We start from the raw sequence: 15,088 nt of genomic DNA, 5'->3' as shown, positions 1-15,088 counted from the left end.
TTTCGGGCGTGTCGGAACATAAAGGATCTTTCGCTTGAGTAACACAGGGTGGGCCATCCCATGATGCGTCTTTGTGCAACGTTACTGATTTGCCTGCTTGGCAGCCTCGGTTCAGTGCATGCCGCGCCCGGGCGACACCCCGTGTGGAGTGTCGGTTACCACGAGATGACATTCCTCGATCCGCTGGACCTGCAACCGATGCGCGCCATCGCGTTCTATCCTTCCAGCGATCGTGAACACACCAGCCTGCTTGAAGGCTACAAGGTCGAGGCTGGCGAAGACACCAAGGTCGCCATTGGCCGCTTTCCGATGTTGATGCTGTCCCACGGCAACACCGGCACCCCCATCGCGCTGCATGACCTGGCCACCTCGCTGGCCCGCAAGGGTTTTGTCGTGGTCGCGGTGATTCATCCCGGCGACAACTCCAAAGACCACAGCCGACTCGGCACGTTGAGCAACCTCTACGGGCGGCCGATCCAGATTTCCGAAGCGATCACCGCCACCCTCGGCGACCCGATGCTTTCACCATTCGTGAATGCCGATCAGGTCGGCGTGATTGGTTATTCGGCCGGCGGCGAGACCGCGCTGATCCTCTCTGGCGCGCAGCCGGATCTCGATCGTCTGCGCCGTTACTGCCTGGAACGCCCCGACGACCGCGATGCCTGCAACACTCAGGGCGAGCTGATCGTCGATCGCGATGACTTGCAGCCAGTGGCCGATTCGCGCGTGCATGCGCTGCTGCTGATGGCGCCACTGAGTCTGAAGTTCGGGCGCCACACCCTGGCGGACGTACATGTGCCGGTGCTGCTGTACAGCGGCGATGGCGACAAACTGGTGGCTTTCGACAAAAACGCCGCCGCTCTGGCACGCAAACTGCCGACTGCCCCGGACTTCAAACTGCTCGCGGGGGCAGGGCACTTCGTGTTCATGGCGCCGTGCAACGAAGAGCAGATCCGCGCCATGCCGGCGCTGTGCACCGACGCCGACGGCGTGGATCGCGAAGACATCCACCGCAACCTGATCTCCGAAGCCGGGCAATTCTTCTCGCGCACGCTGGGCAAGCCGAGTCGGGCGGGGATGCAAACGGCGGATCAATGATCCTGGTCCTTTGCAAGCTCACTCCTGCAGGGGGCTGTCCAGTCAAGACATCGCCCGGCGCTTGAGCAGCAAGGTCAACCCCAGCCCGGTCACCGACAGTAGCGCTGCACTGAAGAAAATCCACGAATACCCCAAATTCAGCGCCACCGCGCCCATCAGCGGCCCGGCAATCGCCAGCGCCAGATCGAAGAACACCGCGTACGCGCCCAACCCCGAACCCCGGCTGGAGTTGGGCACCTGCTTGATCGCCTCAACACCCAGTGCCGGGTACACCAGCGACAAGCCAAAACCCGCCAGGCCCGCCCCGATCAACGCGAACGCGGTGGACGGGGCCAGCCACAACAGCACCAGGCCAACGGTTTCGATGGTCATGCAGGCAATCGCTGAATTGAATCCGCCAAAACGACTGATTGCCGAAATGAACAGCAGCCGCGACACGATGAAACATACGCCAAACACCGTCAGGCAATACGCCGCGCCGCTCCAACCCCGATTGAGGTAATACAGAGTGATGAAGGTAGTCAGCGTGCCGTAACCGATAGACGCCAGACTCAAACTGGCGCCAAACGGTGCAATGCGCCCGAACACTGCCCAAAAAGGCAGCCGTTCACCGCGCACCACCGGCACTGAGGGTTTATTGCGGATCAGCACCAGAGCGCCCGCCGCCAGTACTGACAGCGCGATGCCGAGGCTGGCAAAACCGTAATCGGCGACCATGACCACGCCCAGCGGCGCGCCAATCGCAATCGCGCCGTAGGAGGCAATGCCGTTCCAGCCGATAGACCTTGCGGTGTGCTCGGCACCGAGCTGGCCCATGCACCAACTGATGGTGCCGACCCCGATCAAGCCCTGTGCGACCCCGAGCAATAGGCGTCCGACAATCAAAATCAGCAGGCTCGGCAGCGGGTAGTCTTGCAGCAACGACGAGATCAGCGTCAACAAGCCACTGAGCGCAATCCCCGACAAGCCATAAACAATCGCGCGTTTGGTGCCGATGGTGTCCGACATGCGTCCGGCCATTGGCCGGCTGAGCAGGGTGGCCAGGTACTGTGAGCCGATCACCAGCCCCGCCACAATGGCGCTGAACCCCAACTGTTCATGGACGTAACCGGGCAACACCGCGATCGGCAGGCCGATGCAGAGGAAAGCGATAAAGGTATAGAACACGATGGAGACGATCTGCAGGGTGATCGCCATGGTGCTCTGCGGGGGCGGTTGCTGCGCAGACATGAGGACTCGTTCGCGGGCGGCGGTGGGAGAGTCGGCATGATGGCTTGGCGCTGGAACAAAAGGAAGCAGGCTAACTATTTTCCTGGCTATCCCGATTGTTGCTGATAGCCTGCTCGCGATTGTGTCGGTACTCGGATAACTACTGGCTCTGAAATGCAAAAAGCCCCGTCACATGGACAGGGCTTTTGCTTGAGGCTCGCGGCTTAACGCTGGCAGCTGCTCTTAGAGCACCACACCCTGACTACGCAGGTAGTCATCGTAAGTGCCGCTGAAGTCAGTCACGCCATTCGGGCTCAGCTCGATGATGCGCGTGGCCAGGGACGATACGAACTCACGGTCGTGGCTGACGAAGATCAGCGTGCCCGGGTAGTTCTCCAGCGCCAGGTTCAGCGCCTCGATCGATTCCATGTCCAGGTGGTTGGTCGGTTCGTCCATGATCAGCACGTTCGGCTTTTGCAGGATCAGCTTGCCGAAGAGCATGCGACCTTGCTCACCACCGGAAATCACCTTGACCGACTTGAGGATCTCGTCGTTGGAGAACAGCATGCGGCCCAAAGTACCGCGAATCATCTGCTCGCCCTGAGTCCACTGACCCATCCAGTCGAACAGGGTCACGTCGTCTTCGAAGTCGTGCGCGTGGTCCTGAGCGTAGTAGCCCAGCTCTGCGGCGTCGGTCCACTTGACGCTACCGGCATCCGGGGTCAGTTCATTGACCAGGGTGCGCAGCAGGGTGGTCTTGCCGATACCGTTCGGACCGATGATCGCTACGCGCTCGCCGGCTTCAACCTGGAAGCTGAAGTCCTTGAACAGTGGCTTGCCGTCGAAACCTTTGGCCATCTTTTCGACCATGACCGCCTGGCGGTGCAGCTTTTTGTTCTGCTCGAAACGGATGAACGGGCTCACGCGGCTGGAAGGCTTGACCTCGGCCAGTTGGATCTTGTCGATCGCCTTGGCGCGGGAAGTGGCCTGTTTGGCTTTCGAGGCGTTGGCCGAGAAGCGGCTGACGAACGATTGCAGCTCGGAAATCTGCGCCTTCTTCTTGGCGTTGTCCGACAGCAGTTGCTCGCGGGACTGGGTCGCCACGGTCATGTACTCGTCGTAGTTGCCCGGGAACAGGCGCAGCTCGCCGTAATCCAGGTCAGCCATGTGCGTGCACACGCTGTTCAGGAAGTGACGGTCGTGAGAGATGATGATCATCAGACTGTTACGCTGAGTCAGGATGTTTTCCAGCCAGCGAATGGTGTTGATGTCCAAGTGGTTGGTCGGTTCGTCGAGCAACAGCACTTCGGGATCGGAGAACAGGGCCTGAGCCAGCAATACGCGCAGTTTCCAGCCTGGGGAGACTTCGCTCATCGGGCCGAAATGCTGTTCCAGTGGAATGCCCAGACCCAGCAGCAGCTCGCCAGCACGGGATTCGGCGGTGTAGCCGTCCATTTCAGCGAACTCGGTTTCCAGCTCGGCCACGGCCATGCCGTCTTCTTCAGACATTTCCGCCAGTGAGTAGATGCGGTCGCGTTCTGCCTTGACCTTCCACAGCTCTTCGTGACCCATGATCACGGTGTCGATCACGGTGAATTCTTCGTACGCGAACTGGTCCTGGCGCAATTTACCCAGACGCACGTTCGGCTCGAGCATGACCTGGCCGCCGGACGGATCAAGGTCGCCGCCGAGGATTTTCATGAAGGTCGACTTGCCGCAACCGTTGGCGCCGATCAGGCCGTAGCGGTTGCCCGCGCCAAATTTGACCGAAACGTTTTCGAAGAGCGGCTTGGCGCCGAACTGCATCGTGATGTTAGCTGTAGAAATCAAGAGTTTTTCCTGCGAAGCATTCTTAAATTGCGAGGGTGCGGCCGGAGCGCTGGGCCCGAGTCGAAGTGCGCTGAAGCGGGACAGTCCCGTCATCAACCAAGGGGGGCGCGTAAAGTTTGGCGGCGATTGTACTGGTCTGGCTCTTTAAACGATAGGGCGATGATGCCGCGGCTGCTGTTTGGCTGATTCAGCGGACAGTTTTTCACAGATGAGGTTCACCATCGGTTACAAAGTATGGCTAAAATGCCATCCATTCGCCCGGCGCCCACTCCGGCGTCGGCTCAAGGACGTGCCATCTGTTTCCAGACCACTGCATAAGACGCCCGGCCCCGAGCCGCCAGGTGCGCAGTTTGTTCACTTCTGACGTGTGACGATTTCCGTGAAACTCATCATTGCTGCTATTTATGTCATTTCCATTGCATACGTTCACCTGCGGGGGCGTGTGCGTCACAAACTGGGTCGGCAACTGAGCGATCACTCGACCTTCCTCGCACCGATCAACTGCTTCCTTTATTTGTTCTCGAAGATCCCCAGCAAGCCTTACCTGAATCCGGCGGAGTTTCCTGATCTCAGCCCGTTGCAGGCGCATTGGCAGGAGATCCGCGAAGAAGGCCAGAATCTGTTGCGTGCCGGCGAGATCAAGCGCTCCAACCAGTACGATGACGTCGGTTTCAACTCGTTCTTCAAAAGCGGCTGGAAGCGTTTCTACCTGAAGTGGTACGGCGAAAGTCATCCATCGGCGATGAAGCTGTGCCCGCGCACCACGGAACTGGTGCAAAGCATCGGCTCGATCAAGGCGGCGATGTTCGCCGAACTGCCGCCGGGGTCGAAACTGGTACGGCACCGCGACCCCTATGCCGGTTCTTACCGCTATCACCTGGGCCTGGATACGCCCAATGACGCCGGTTGCTACATCAACGTTGACGGTGAGAACTACCACTGGCGCGACGGCGAGGCGGTGGTGTTCGATGAGACGTTCATCCATTACGCCGAAAACGCCACGGACAAGAACCGCATCATCCTGTTCTGCGACATCGAGCGCCCGATGAAGTACCGCTGGGCGGCGGCGTTCAACCGGTGGTTCAGCCGCACGGTAATGTCGGCGGCGGGTGCCCCGAATGATGCCGGCGACAAAACCGGCGGCATCAACCGTCTGTTTACCAGAATCTACAAGATTCGCCTGCGCGGCAAAGAGCTGAAAAAACGCAACCGCATGCGGTATTACCTGGAGAAATGGGCGATTTTCGCTGGCTTGCTGGCGATCTTCATCCTGATCTGAAGACCGCGGCGCCTGTGGGGCCGCCTTCGCGGGCAAGCCCGCTTCCACAGGTTCTGGCGCTGTGAATGAGTTCTGCGCATCACACCAGCCCCTGTCGAAGCGGGCTTGCCCGCGAAGGGGCCCTGACCATCGGCGCAAGTGATCAAGAAGCCTTCTTGGTCTTTTTCGCCGGGGCCGCCTTGGCCGGCTTCGCTGATTTTGCCTTGGGTTTTGCCGCTGCTTTCCCACCCAGACTGCGTTTGAGCAGCTCGGTCAAGTCGATAACATCCGCCGTTTTGCGCTCCTCTTCGCCACCCACAGTCTCGACATCCTCGATCTTGCCTTCATGGGCTTTCTTCTCGACCAGCGCCATGATCTTGGCTTCGAACTCGTCCTTGTAGTCTTCGGGCTTCCAGTCTGCGCTCATGTCTTCAACCAGGCGCCTGGCCATGTCCAGTTCGCCCTTGGCCAGTTGCGGCTTGGTCACTTCGCTGCCCAGATCCAGCTCGTCGAGCCCGCGGACTTCCTGCGGCCAGCGTAACTTCACCAGCACCAGTGCCGACTCCAGCGGCATCAGCGCGGCCAGATACTGGCGCGTATGCAGCACCACCCGAGCGAGGGCGACTTTGTTGGTCTTGCTCAGGGTTTCACGCAGCAGCGCGTAGACCTTGCCGCCCCGTTTGTCCGGTGCCAGGTAGTAGGGCGTATCGATGTTTTGCAGGGGAATCTGATCAGCCTCGACAAACGAGAAAATATCAATGGTCTGGGTGGACACCGGGTGCGCCGAGCGAATTTCCTCCTCGCTGAGCACCACATACCGACCTTTTTCGTAAGCCACGCCCTTGACGATATGGTCTTTGGTGACCTCTTTGCCGGTCACCTTGTTCACCCGTTTATAGCCCACCGGGTCCATGCTGCGGCTGTCGAGCCAGTCAAAGTCGACGCCTTGCGAGGCGGTCGCCGACACCAGCGCGACCGGGATGTGAACCAGACCGAAACTGATCGCGCCTTTCCAGATTGCCCGAGCCATGATGTGTTCTCCACGTGATGATCAGGTGACCTTGAGCGCGCCACGAAAGTTTCCGCTGACTGCGCTTCAGCAGGCGCAGCAGTCAAGTCGTGTTACATGTTGTTTAAAGCGGACGGGTTAACAAATCCGAACCCTGAGCGTAGCGTGGACTCGAACGCTGCAACCCCAGCCCATTCCCTGCGCATCGAGAGGCTGCTTCATGAACCGCTTTCTGCTTGGCATCGTTGCCTTGGCTCTCAGTGCCGGCCTGGCTCACGCTGAAGCCCCGAGGCCATCCGCGCCGTTGCTGCTTGCGCAAAGTCCTGCCGGCAACAGCAACAATCCCTATAACAGCCCGATTCGCCGGGCCAACCCCAACAGCATGCAGGGCACCCAGCCCAGCACGCCGCCCGTGCGCGGGCCGAACACCGTACCGACACCGCGTCAGCCCACCGTAGAGAACCGCGGTATCGGCAACGGCCAGCCGATTCGCTCAGTGCCGGCCACGCCACCCACGTTCATTCCCAACCCGCCCTCGCGGGATACCGGCAGCAACCGTTGAACGGCAGGACCGCGTTCTGTCAGCCTTTCAAATGACAAAAGGAATCGTGCATGTTGCGTAAAACCCTTTTAGCCAGCCTGTGCGCCGGCGCGCTGATCAGCGTCCCGGTACATGCCGCCGCCCCCAAGGCGCTGCAAAGCGAACAGGGCAGTCTTGAAGTCACCACTCTGGCCCAAGGGCTGGAGCATCCCTGGGCGCTGGCCTTTTTGCCTGATCGGCAAGGCGTGCTGGTGACTGAGCGGCCGGGCAACCTGCGGGTCGTCGCGGCCGACGGCAAGCTGTCCGCGCCCATCGACGGGGTCCCGGAAGTCTGGGCCAAGGGGCAGGGCGGTTTGCTCGATGTCGTGTTGTCGCCGGACTTCAAGGCCGACCGGCTTGTGTATCTGTCCTACGCCGAGGGCGGTGCTGAAGGGGGCAAGGCCGGGACGGCGGTCGGGCGCGGGCGCTTGTCGGAGGACCTGAAGAGCCTCAAGGACTTCAAGGTGATCTTTCGTCAGGAGCCGAAGTTGTCGGTGGGCAATCATTTCGGCTCGCGTCTGGTGTTCGATCGCGACGGTTATCTGTTTATCACCCTGGGCGAGAACAACGATCGGCCGACCGCACAGGACCTCGACAAATTGCAGGGCAAGATCGTACGTCTCTATCCCGACGGCAGAGTGCCGGACGACAATCCATTCGTGGGCCAGTCCGGCGTGCGCCCGGAGATCTGGGCCTATGGCATTCGTAACCCGCAGGGCGCGGCACTCAACCCATGGACGGGCACCCTGTGGGAAAACGAGCACGGGCCTCGGGGTGGCGATGAGGTGAATATCATTGAACGCGGGAAAAACTACGGTTGGCCGTTGGCGACCCACGGCATCAACTACTCGATGCAACCGATTCCCGAAGCGCAGGGTGAAACCGCTGAAGGCACGGTCGCGCCGCATCATGTCTGGGAAAAGTCGCCGGGCGTCAGCGGCATGACGTTCTATGACGGTGACCGCTTCAAACCGTGGCAACACAACGCGTTTATCGGCGCGCTGGCGACTCAGGAGCTGATTCGCCTGCAGTTCGATGGCGACAAGGTGGTGCATGAAGAGCGGTTGCTGGGCGAGCTGAAACAGAGGATTCGCGATGTGCGCCAAGGGCCGGACGGTTACTTGTATGTGCTGACGGATGAAGAGAATGGATCACTCTACAAACTCGGCCTGAAGTAACACCTCCCAAGGAGGCAATCCACCTAACTGTGGCCAGGGGATTTATCCCCGTTGGACTGCGCAGCAGTCACCTGCTTCTCACAGGGGGCCGCTACGCGACCCAACGGGGATAAATCCCCTCGCCACAAAAGCGATCCTGCTCATTGCTCGCGGGTATACAACACCACCGCCGCCCGCAACTTGCCCCGGCCAAACCGGCACATCTTCTCGAACTCGCCATGACTGACCGGTACATGCTGGCAGTCCATGGGCTGCCGATGCTGGCTGTGATCGACATCGGGGTCATGCAGGTAAACGAAATCTTCGTCGCAGTCGGTCACCACCACCCAGTGCGGCGACTTGGAGCGGGTCAGCCGGTAACTGCTGATCAACACCAGAGGCTGCCCGCCCGTATCCAGCAAGCGGGGTAGATCCAGCGGTGTACCGATCAGACACTCGACATCGGTCTCTGCCAGCTGCGCGGTGAATTCCTCATGGACCAGGCGCATGACGTCTTTTTTATGCGCATCGCGCACGCCGTCGAGAAACAGGGGACCTGCCAGGCTGACTTGCAAGCGCACGCGAAAGCCGCGGCACCACGCGGCCAGCGCCAGACCTTGCGGGCTGCAGCCACCGTGCCCGGAGGTCATGAACACTGTGGTTGCTTCACGCCAGAGCTGCAATTCTTCGCGTCGCTCCAGCAAGCGCTGCGATTGCAACGCGCCCATGGCCATCAACAGGCAGGCCGGGCCGCAGGTGAATTCAGTGGTTTGCGGGTAGTAGGGCACCTTTATGTTGCGTGAGTCGCGATGCTGAAGAATGCGTTTTTCCAGGCGCAAGGCGTCGGCATGGTCTTCGTAGTAATCGTGTATCAGGGCAAAGCGCCGGTAGCCGTTACGTTCGTACAGGGCAATGGCGGCGGGGTTGTCGATCCGCACCTCAAGACGCAGGTAGGCGCAATCGTGTTCCAGGGCGATGGCTTCGATGCGTTGCAGCAGTTGCTTGCCCCATCCGCCGCCGCGCGCCTCGCTGGCGATCGCGATGGAGTACAACCGCGCCAGCGACGTGCCACGATGAAACAGGACCAAGGCGTAACCGAGCAATTGGCCTTCGCGCTCCGCCACGAGCAACTGGCCATGGGCGCGAGTAATCATCCACTGAAAACTGCGCGCCGTGAGCCGGTCCGTGGTGAAACATTGCATTTCCAATGCCAGCAGCGCCGGCAAATCTTCAACTACCGCCAGACGAAAAACAGCACTCATATGACCACCGTAAAAGTTGCGTAACGAAACGGGACTTTCGAAAAACTTCGTGCTTAATAGAAATGGTCTTGTTCTCCAACGGATCAATCTCTATGTCAGCGGTACAGGGTCATTGGCGCGAAGTATCCGAGCAAAGTTTGCCGGCGGCAACTTATTTAAATTCAACGGCGAGAACTTCCAGTCAAGTGCTGATCATTGTCGAACGCAAGGAAGACTGGGCCTCGTATTTTCCCAGCGAAGGCATCGTCACCGCCCAGGAATATCTGGAACAGACCCGCGAAGCCGAACCCGGCAAGCGGGTGCAGGTGATCAATCTGTGCCGCAGTTACAAGTACCTGGGCCACGGTTATTACTGCTCGCTGTTGGCCGAAGCCCGCGGGCACAAGGTGATTCCGTCAGTACGCACGATCAGTGAACTGACCCGGAAGTCGCTGTACGGGCTGGCACTGGACGACCTGGATAAAACCCTCGAAAAAGCCCTCAGTCATCATCTCTACAGCGATACCGAAGGCTTTACCCTGACCCTGTATTTCGGCCGGACGCATATCGAACCGCTGCAGGATTTGGCCCGGCAGTTGTTTGAAGTGTTTCCGTGTCCGATCCTGTTAGTGGAGTTCGGTCGAACTAACGGCTGGCACATCGAAGGTATAAAGTCCGGCGCGTTGCATAAGTTGCGCGATGATCAGGAAGATCAGTTTGCCAATGCGCTGGATGGCTTCAGCCGTAAAATCTGGCGTGTTCCGCGTTCTCCGCAAGTGGCGCGTTATGACCTGGCGATCTTGCACGATCCGCAAGAAGCCTTGCCGCCTTCCAACGCCAAAGCGCTGGAGAATTTCGTCCGGGTCGGCAAGACCATGGGCATTGATGTCGAACTGATCGAGCGCAAGGACTATGCGCGCCTGGCCGAGTACGACGGTTTGCTGATCCGCGAAACCACCAGCGTCGACAACCACACTTACCGCTTCGCGAAAAAGGCTGAAAGCGAAGGGCTGGTGGTGATGGATGACCCGACGTCGATTCTGCGCTGCACCAACAAGGTCTACCTGACCGACTTGCTCAACAGCCATCAACTGGGCATGCCCGCCACCGAAATTCTCTACAAGGAGCGACCCGAAGACTTCGAGCGGGTGGGCGAGCGCCTCGGGTTTCCCTTGGTGCTGAAGATTCCCGATGGTTGTTTTTCCCGTGGTGTGATCAAGGTCGAGAGCCAGCAAGCCTTGCTCGAAGCCACCGCCGAGCTGTTCGAGCACTCGGTGCTGTTGCTGGCCCAGGAGTTTTTTTACACCGAGTACGACTGGCGCATCGGCGTGCTCAACCGCAAACCGATCTTCGCCTGCCAGTACTTTATGTCCAAGGGCCACTGGCAGATCTATAACCACAAGGCCAAGGGCCAGGACGTCAACGGCGAGTGCCGGACGCTGGCGGTGCACGAGGCGCCCCGGGCAGTGGTCGAGTTGGCGGTGAAGACGGCCAACCTGATTGGCGACGGTCTCTACGGCGTCGATCTGAAACAGGCCGGCGACAAGGTGGTGGTGATCGAAGTCAACGACAACCCCAACCTCGACGCCGGCATCGAAGACGCGTATTTGCAGGACGATCTGTATTCACTGGTACTGGAAGAGTTCGTGCGACGGCTGGAACTGAAGCGTCGCGGCCAGGCCTGGTGACCTGCCGATGATCAACAGTTTCGCATTGAGCCACGGCGCCTTGCAGCGGGTAGAGCGACTGGACGCCGAGGTGATGCTGTTCAGCAACCCGGACGCCGCCGAACGTGACTTGCTGCACAGCCATTTCAAGGTCGACGAGCACGCGCTGGCCTCGGCGCTGGATCCGGACGAGGTATCGCGGATCGAGTTTCACCCCGATCATCTGTTCCTGATCTGGAAGCGGCCGGAGAACTATTCTGGCGGTGGCAGCCTGGCGTTTGAGGTGTCTTCATGCGGTCTGCTGTTTGCGCCCGGGCAATTGCTGGTGATTGCCACTGACGACACACCCTTGCATGGCCTCGGTTCCCGGCAGCCGTTGAACACCCCGCTGGATGTGTTGCTTGATCTGCTGTTCAACAATATTCATCACTACCTGGGGCACTTGAAGGTGATCAAGCTGGTCGCTCGCGAGTTGCAGCAGAAATTCAATGCTTCGATGCAGAACCAGCATCTGATTCAGATGTTCAATCTCAGTGAGAGCCTGATTTATTACATCAATGCCTTGCACAGTAATGGCGCGGTGCTGACGCGGTTGCGCAATCATGCCGAGAAGCAGCATTTCGGCAGTGAGGCGATCGGGTTGATTGATGATCTGATCATCGAGAACAACCAGTGCTACAAGCAGGCGGAAATCTACTCGACGGTGTTTTCCGGGCTGATTGATGCGCGGGGCAATTTGATGAACAACAGCATGAATAATCTGTTGCGCAAGCTGACGTTGATCAATGTGGTGTTTTTGCCGTTGAACCTGGTTGCGAGCATTGGCGGGATGTCGGAGTTCAGCATGATGACGGCGGGGACGCCCTGGTGGGTTTCTTATCCTTTGTTTCTTGGGGTGATGGTGTTGGGGGCGGGGGGGATGTTGCTTGGGCTTCGGCGGTTGGCCCGGTGATCTTGGCGGCCTTTGGGCCGACCATGCTCTGGTCGGGGGGTGTGAATATCCGTTGCTTCGGGTGTGGCGGCTGGCGGTTTCGCCCTTACGGCGACTCACTTTTTTGACAAACCCCTCCGTGTCAGGCTACCTGTCGCCCTTATTGATTGACTCAAATAATCAAGAGGGCGAAGGTGAATAACCATGTCCAAAATGGGCAAACGCTACGACAACGACTTCAAAGATTGGGTCGTTCTGCAAATGATGCCGCCCCTCAATCGATCAGTGGCGGAACTTGCCGCTGCACTCAATCTCACGCCACAGTCACTGCGAAACTGGAGACAAATGGCTAGAGATAAAGGCTTGATCGTTCCGGGAAACGGCAAGACCAGTGACCAATGGTCTAGCGCCGATAAATTCAATGCCGTCATGGAAACCGCGCCGTTGAGCGAGGTCGAGATCTCTCAATACTGCCGAATCAAAGGCATTTACCCTGAGCAAATCCAACAGTGGCGAGTGGCATGCCAAAACGCTAATCCCGTTGTTGATCTCACCTCTCGAACTTCAAAAACGGCCGAGCAACGGCGCATCAAAATACTTGAGCGCCAACTGATTCAGTCTGATGCCAGTCGTGCAGAGGCGGTGGCGTTGCTGGAGCTCAGAAAAAAAGCCAATGCGATCTGGGGCAAGGACAAGGAAGACTGATCAACGCCTCTGATCGTACGCAAGCCATGAAGTTGATTGCCGACGCAGTGCTGAATGGCGCTCGTCGATATCGCGCTTGCAATGAACTGGGTCTGAGCCTGCGCACAGTTCAACGCTGGCAACACACTGAATGTGACGGGCGACAGCTGGCTCAACGTGCAGCTCCGGCTAACAAGCTCAATGATACGGAGCGTCAAGCGGTGCTGGATGCTGCCAATCAGGCTGGCTACGCCAGCCTGACCCCGCACCAAATCGTGCCTAAGCTGGCTGATGAAGGCATTTATCTAGCTTCGGAATCGACGTTTTATCGTGTGTTGAAAGCCGCCAATCAAAACGTCCGTCGCGGCCGGGCCAAAGCCCCAAAACGAAGAGTACTGACGACGCATCGCGCTGATGGCCCCAATCAGGTGTGGTGCTGGGATATCACCTGGTTGCCGAGCACAGTGAAGGGCCGTTTTTTCTACTGGTACATGGTCAAGGACGTCTACAGTCGCAAACTGGTCGCCAATGAAGTCCACGAAGTGGAGAGCGCCGAACACGCCTGTGAACTGCTCAGAAAGGGATGTTTACGCGAACAGACGGCAGGTCGTCCGCTGGTGTTGCACTCAGATAACGGACACGTGATGAGAGGTTCTTTGCTGCGTGAAAGCATGGTCGCGCTGGGCGTAGAGCCTTCTTTTAGTCGGCCAAGGGTGAGCAATGACAATGCTTACGCCGAAGCACTTTTTCGCACCGCAAAGTATTGCCCGCTTTGGCCGGATCAACCATTTGATACGGTCACTGATGCAAGGCTTTGGGTGCAGAATTTCATCGATTGGTACAACGAAGATCACCGCCACAGTGCCCTGAAATACGTCACGCCAAACCAACGGCACGAGGGCAAAGCAACCGCCCTATTACAAGCCAGGGCAGAGCTTTATGAGGATGCCAGGCGAACTAACCCAAGCCGGTGGAGCACTCGCACACGCAACTGGAAGCTGGCAGATGCCGTTTACTTAAATCCTGAGCGCCCTGAAATTAAGGGCGCAATGGACTAGCAACCGTAAGACCAAGGCGACAGTTACCTTGACACGTACCGAAACGCCTCAAAAAAGTAAGCAAAAAAGGGCTTGCCCCGGCGTTCGGCCCGCTCGCTTGGGCTCGGGGTTCCTTCGCTCCGGGATCCATCCGGGCGCATCGCCTCCGGTTTGCTTCGCTGCACCTCCTCTCGATGTGTTTGGCTTCGCCAAACGGCGCTGCGCGCCTGCCCCCGGATGAATCCCTCCACTCAGCCTGCCGAAGGGGCCTGAAGATCAAGATCAAGAGCACGCGAGCTGACACTCGGCCTAGTGGCTGGTTCGGTCATTGTGGGAGACCGGCTGCTGGCGGCTGGCAGTCGACCAGGCTCGGTGGGTGTGCTTGTTTCCTGTAGGTGTGCCGAGGGTTGCGATTTTTTGATTTTGTTTTTCAGAGGCAAGGCTAAAAGGATGCAGTCTTGCGCAGTGCCTGCTTCGCCCTGTGGTTTCCACAGTCCCGCATTTGGCCGAACCGCCACGGTGATGCCTTGTTATAGTTCGGACCTCTCTTTCTGTCCGGTAAAGGATCACTGCCATGTCTCAATACTCCGCCTTCAGCGTCGAACTGGCCGACAATATCGCTCATGTGCAGATCAATCGTCCGGAGAAGATCAATTCGATGAACGCGGCGTTCTGGAGTGAGATCGTCGAGATTTTTCAGTGGGTCGATGACACCGATGAAGTGCGCGTGGTGGTGCTCAGTGGCAACGGTAAACATTTTTCCTCCGGTATCGACCTGATGATGCTCGCCGGCGTCGCCAATGAACTGGGCAAGGACGTCGGCCGTAATGCGCGCCTGCTACGCCGCAAGATTCTCGCCTTGCAAGCTTCGTTCAACGCGGTCGACAACTGCCGTAAACCGGTGCTGGCGGCGATTCAGGGCTATTGCCTTGGCGGGGCGATCGACCTGATCGCTGCCTGTGACATGCGTTACGCTGCCGAAGACGCGCAGTTCTCGATCAAAGAAATCGATCTCGGCATGGCCGCCGATGTTGGCACGTTGCAACGGTTGCCGCGGATCATCGGAGACGGCATGCTGCGTGAACTGGCTTACACCGGTCGCACCTTTGGTGCTGATGAGGCGCGGAGCATGGGGTTGGTCAATCGTGTCTATGGCGACAAGGACGCGTTGCTCGAGGGCGTGTTCGACATCGCTCGCGAGATTGCAGCCAAGTCGCCGATTGCCGTCACAGGCACCAAGGAAATGATCAGCTACATGCGCGACCATCGCATCGACGATGGCCTTGAATACGTTGCCACCTGGAACGCCGCCATGTTGCAATCCACCGACTTGCGCGTGGCCATGGCCGCCCATATGAGCAAACTGAAACCCGAATTTCTGGATTGA

Annotated in this window: 12 protein-coding genes; 8 read left to right on the top strand and 4 right to left on the bottom strand. The window is 58.7% G+C overall.

Translation table 11 applies throughout. The features are described from left to right. The first annotated feature begins 60 nt into the window (after positions 1-60). Positions 61-1,098, top strand: coding sequence for an alpha/beta hydrolase family protein (locus HV782_RS15705; RefSeq protein ID WP_123468937.1), 1,038 nt, complete (start codon positions 61-63; stop codon positions 1,096-1,098). A gap of 42 nt (positions 1,099-1,140) precedes the next feature. Here HV782_RS15705 and HV782_RS15700 read toward each other — a convergent pair whose 3' ends face one another. Together HV782_RS15700 and HV782_RS15695 are read right to left on the bottom strand one after the other, a co-directional pair. Further along, complete coding sequence (locus tag HV782_RS15700) at positions 1,141-2,328, bottom strand: MFS transporter (protein ID WP_186746929.1); 1,188 nt, start codon at positions 2,326-2,328, stop codon at positions 1,141-1,143. A gap of 222 nt (positions 2,329-2,550) precedes the next feature. Next, on the bottom strand, positions 2,551-4,137 hold the full coding sequence (locus HV782_RS15695) for an ABC-F family ATPase (protein WP_123468932.1): 1,587 nt from the start codon (positions 4,135-4,137) through the stop codon (positions 2,551-2,553). Between the two features lie 379 nt (positions 4,138-4,516). Here HV782_RS15695 and lpxO point away from each other — a divergent pair, with 379 nt between their 5' ends. Beyond that, the gene (lpxO, locus tag HV782_RS15690) at positions 4,517-5,416 is read left to right on the top strand and encodes a lipid A hydroxylase LpxO (protein WP_123469190.1); all 900 of its coding nucleotides are present in this window, start codon (positions 4,517-4,519) and stop codon (positions 5,414-5,416) included. 142 nt (positions 5,417-5,558) lie between these two features. On the opposite strand, the gene ku is transcribed toward lpxO, so the two are convergent. After that, on the bottom strand, positions 5,559-6,425 hold the full coding sequence (gene ku, locus HV782_RS15685; RefSeq protein ID WP_123468930.1) for a non-homologous end joining protein Ku: 867 nt from the start codon (positions 6,423-6,425) through the stop codon (positions 5,559-5,561). Between the two features lie 199 nt (positions 6,426-6,624). On the opposite strand from ku, the gene HV782_RS15680 reads away from it, so the two are divergent. Together HV782_RS15680 and HV782_RS15675 are read left to right on the top strand one after the other, a co-directional pair. Further along, the gene (locus HV782_RS15680; RefSeq protein ID WP_186746932.1) at positions 6,625-6,966 is read left to right on the top strand and encodes a hypothetical protein; all 342 of its coding nucleotides are present in this window, start codon (positions 6,625-6,627) and stop codon (positions 6,964-6,966) included. Positions 6,967-7,016: 50 nt separating this feature from the next. Beyond that, positions 7,017-8,162: a PQQ-dependent sugar dehydrogenase gene (locus tag HV782_RS15675; RefSeq protein ID WP_123468926.1), complete on the top strand. Its 1,146-nt coding sequence runs from the start codon at positions 7,017-7,019 to the stop codon at positions 8,160-8,162. 140 nt (positions 8,163-8,302) lie between these two features. Here HV782_RS15675 and HV782_RS15670 read toward each other — a convergent pair whose 3' ends face one another. Then, positions 8,303-9,403 (bottom strand): GNAT family N-acetyltransferase/peptidase C39 family protein, encoded by a 1,101-nt coding sequence (locus HV782_RS15670; RefSeq protein ID WP_186746934.1) that lies wholly within the window; start codon positions 9,401-9,403, stop codon positions 8,303-8,305. Between the two features lie 92 nt (positions 9,404-9,495). Between HV782_RS15670 and HV782_RS15665 the strand changes: the two genes are divergently transcribed. The 4 genes from HV782_RS15665 to HV782_RS15650 all read left to right on the top strand — a co-directional run bounded on the left by HV782_RS15665 (position 9,496) and on the right by HV782_RS15650 (position 15,088). Beyond that, positions 9,496-11,070, top strand: coding sequence for a RimK family ATP-grasp domain-containing protein (locus HV782_RS15665; RefSeq protein WP_123468922.1), 1,575 nt, complete (start codon positions 9,496-9,498; stop codon positions 11,068-11,070). A gap of 7 nt (positions 11,071-11,077) precedes the next feature. After that, positions 11,078-12,001 carry a magnesium transporter CorA family protein gene (locus tag HV782_RS15660; RefSeq protein ID WP_123468920.1) on the top strand — a complete coding sequence of 308 codons (924 nt, stop codon included), beginning with the start codon at positions 11,078-11,080 and terminating at the stop codon, positions 11,999-12,001. 192 nt (positions 12,002-12,193) lie between these two features. Further along, positions 12,194-13,722, top strand: a protein-coding gene (locus HV782_RS15655) for an IS3 family transposase (protein ID WP_225931082.1) whose coding sequence is annotated in 2 segments (ribosomal slippage) — positions 12,194-12,635 and positions 12,635-13,722 — 1,530 coding nt in all. Because the reading frame shifts where the segments join, the coding sequence is not laid out codon by codon here. A 553-nt stretch (positions 13,723-14,275) separates the two neighbouring features. Then, entirely contained in the window at positions 14,276-15,088 is an 813-nt protein-coding gene (locus tag HV782_RS15650) for a crotonase/enoyl-CoA hydratase family protein (RefSeq protein WP_186745449.1), read from the top strand.

The organism is Pseudomonas monsensis, assembly GCF_014268495.2.
GTDB classification, from domain to species: domain Bacteria; phylum Pseudomonadota; class Gammaproteobacteria; order Pseudomonadales; family Pseudomonadaceae; genus Aquipseudomonas; species Aquipseudomonas monsensis.
The sequence above is the reverse complement of the archived record's forward strand: the minus strand, read 5'-3'. Positions and strand labels throughout refer to the sequence as shown.

Bases quoted from the DNA above. Each gene is read 5' to 3' on its own strand.
- HV782_RS15705 (WP_123468937.1), top strand. From the start codon at position 61: ATGATGCGTCTTTGTGCAACGTTACTGATTTGCCTGCTTGGCAGCCTC.
- HV782_RS15700 (WP_186746929.1), bottom strand. From the start codon at position 2,328: ATGTCTGCGCAGCAACCGCCCCCGCAGAGCACCATGGCGATCACCCTG.
- ku (WP_123468930.1), bottom strand. From the start codon at position 6,425: ATGGCTCGGGCAATCTGGAAAGGCGCGATCAGTTTCGGTCTGGTTCAC.
- HV782_RS15680 (WP_186746932.1), top strand. From the start codon at position 6,625: ATGAACCGCTTTCTGCTTGGCATCGTTGCCTTGGCTCTCAGTGCCGGC.
- HV782_RS15675 (WP_123468926.1), top strand. From the start codon at position 7,017: ATGTTGCGTAAAACCCTTTTAGCCAGCCTGTGCGCCGGCGCGCTGATC.
- HV782_RS15670 (WP_186746934.1), bottom strand. From the start codon at position 9,403: ATGAGTGCTGTTTTTCGTCTGGCGGTAGTTGAAGATTTGCCGGCGCTG.
- HV782_RS15665 (WP_123468922.1), top strand. From the start codon at position 9,496: ATGTCAGCGGTACAGGGTCATTGGCGCGAAGTATCCGAGCAAAGTTTG.
- HV782_RS15660 (WP_123468920.1), top strand. From the start codon at position 11,078: ATGATCAACAGTTTCGCATTGAGCCACGGCGCCTTGCAGCGGGTAGAG.
- HV782_RS15650 (WP_186745449.1), top strand. From the start codon at position 14,276: ATGTCTCAATACTCCGCCTTCAGCGTCGAACTGGCCGACAATATCGCT.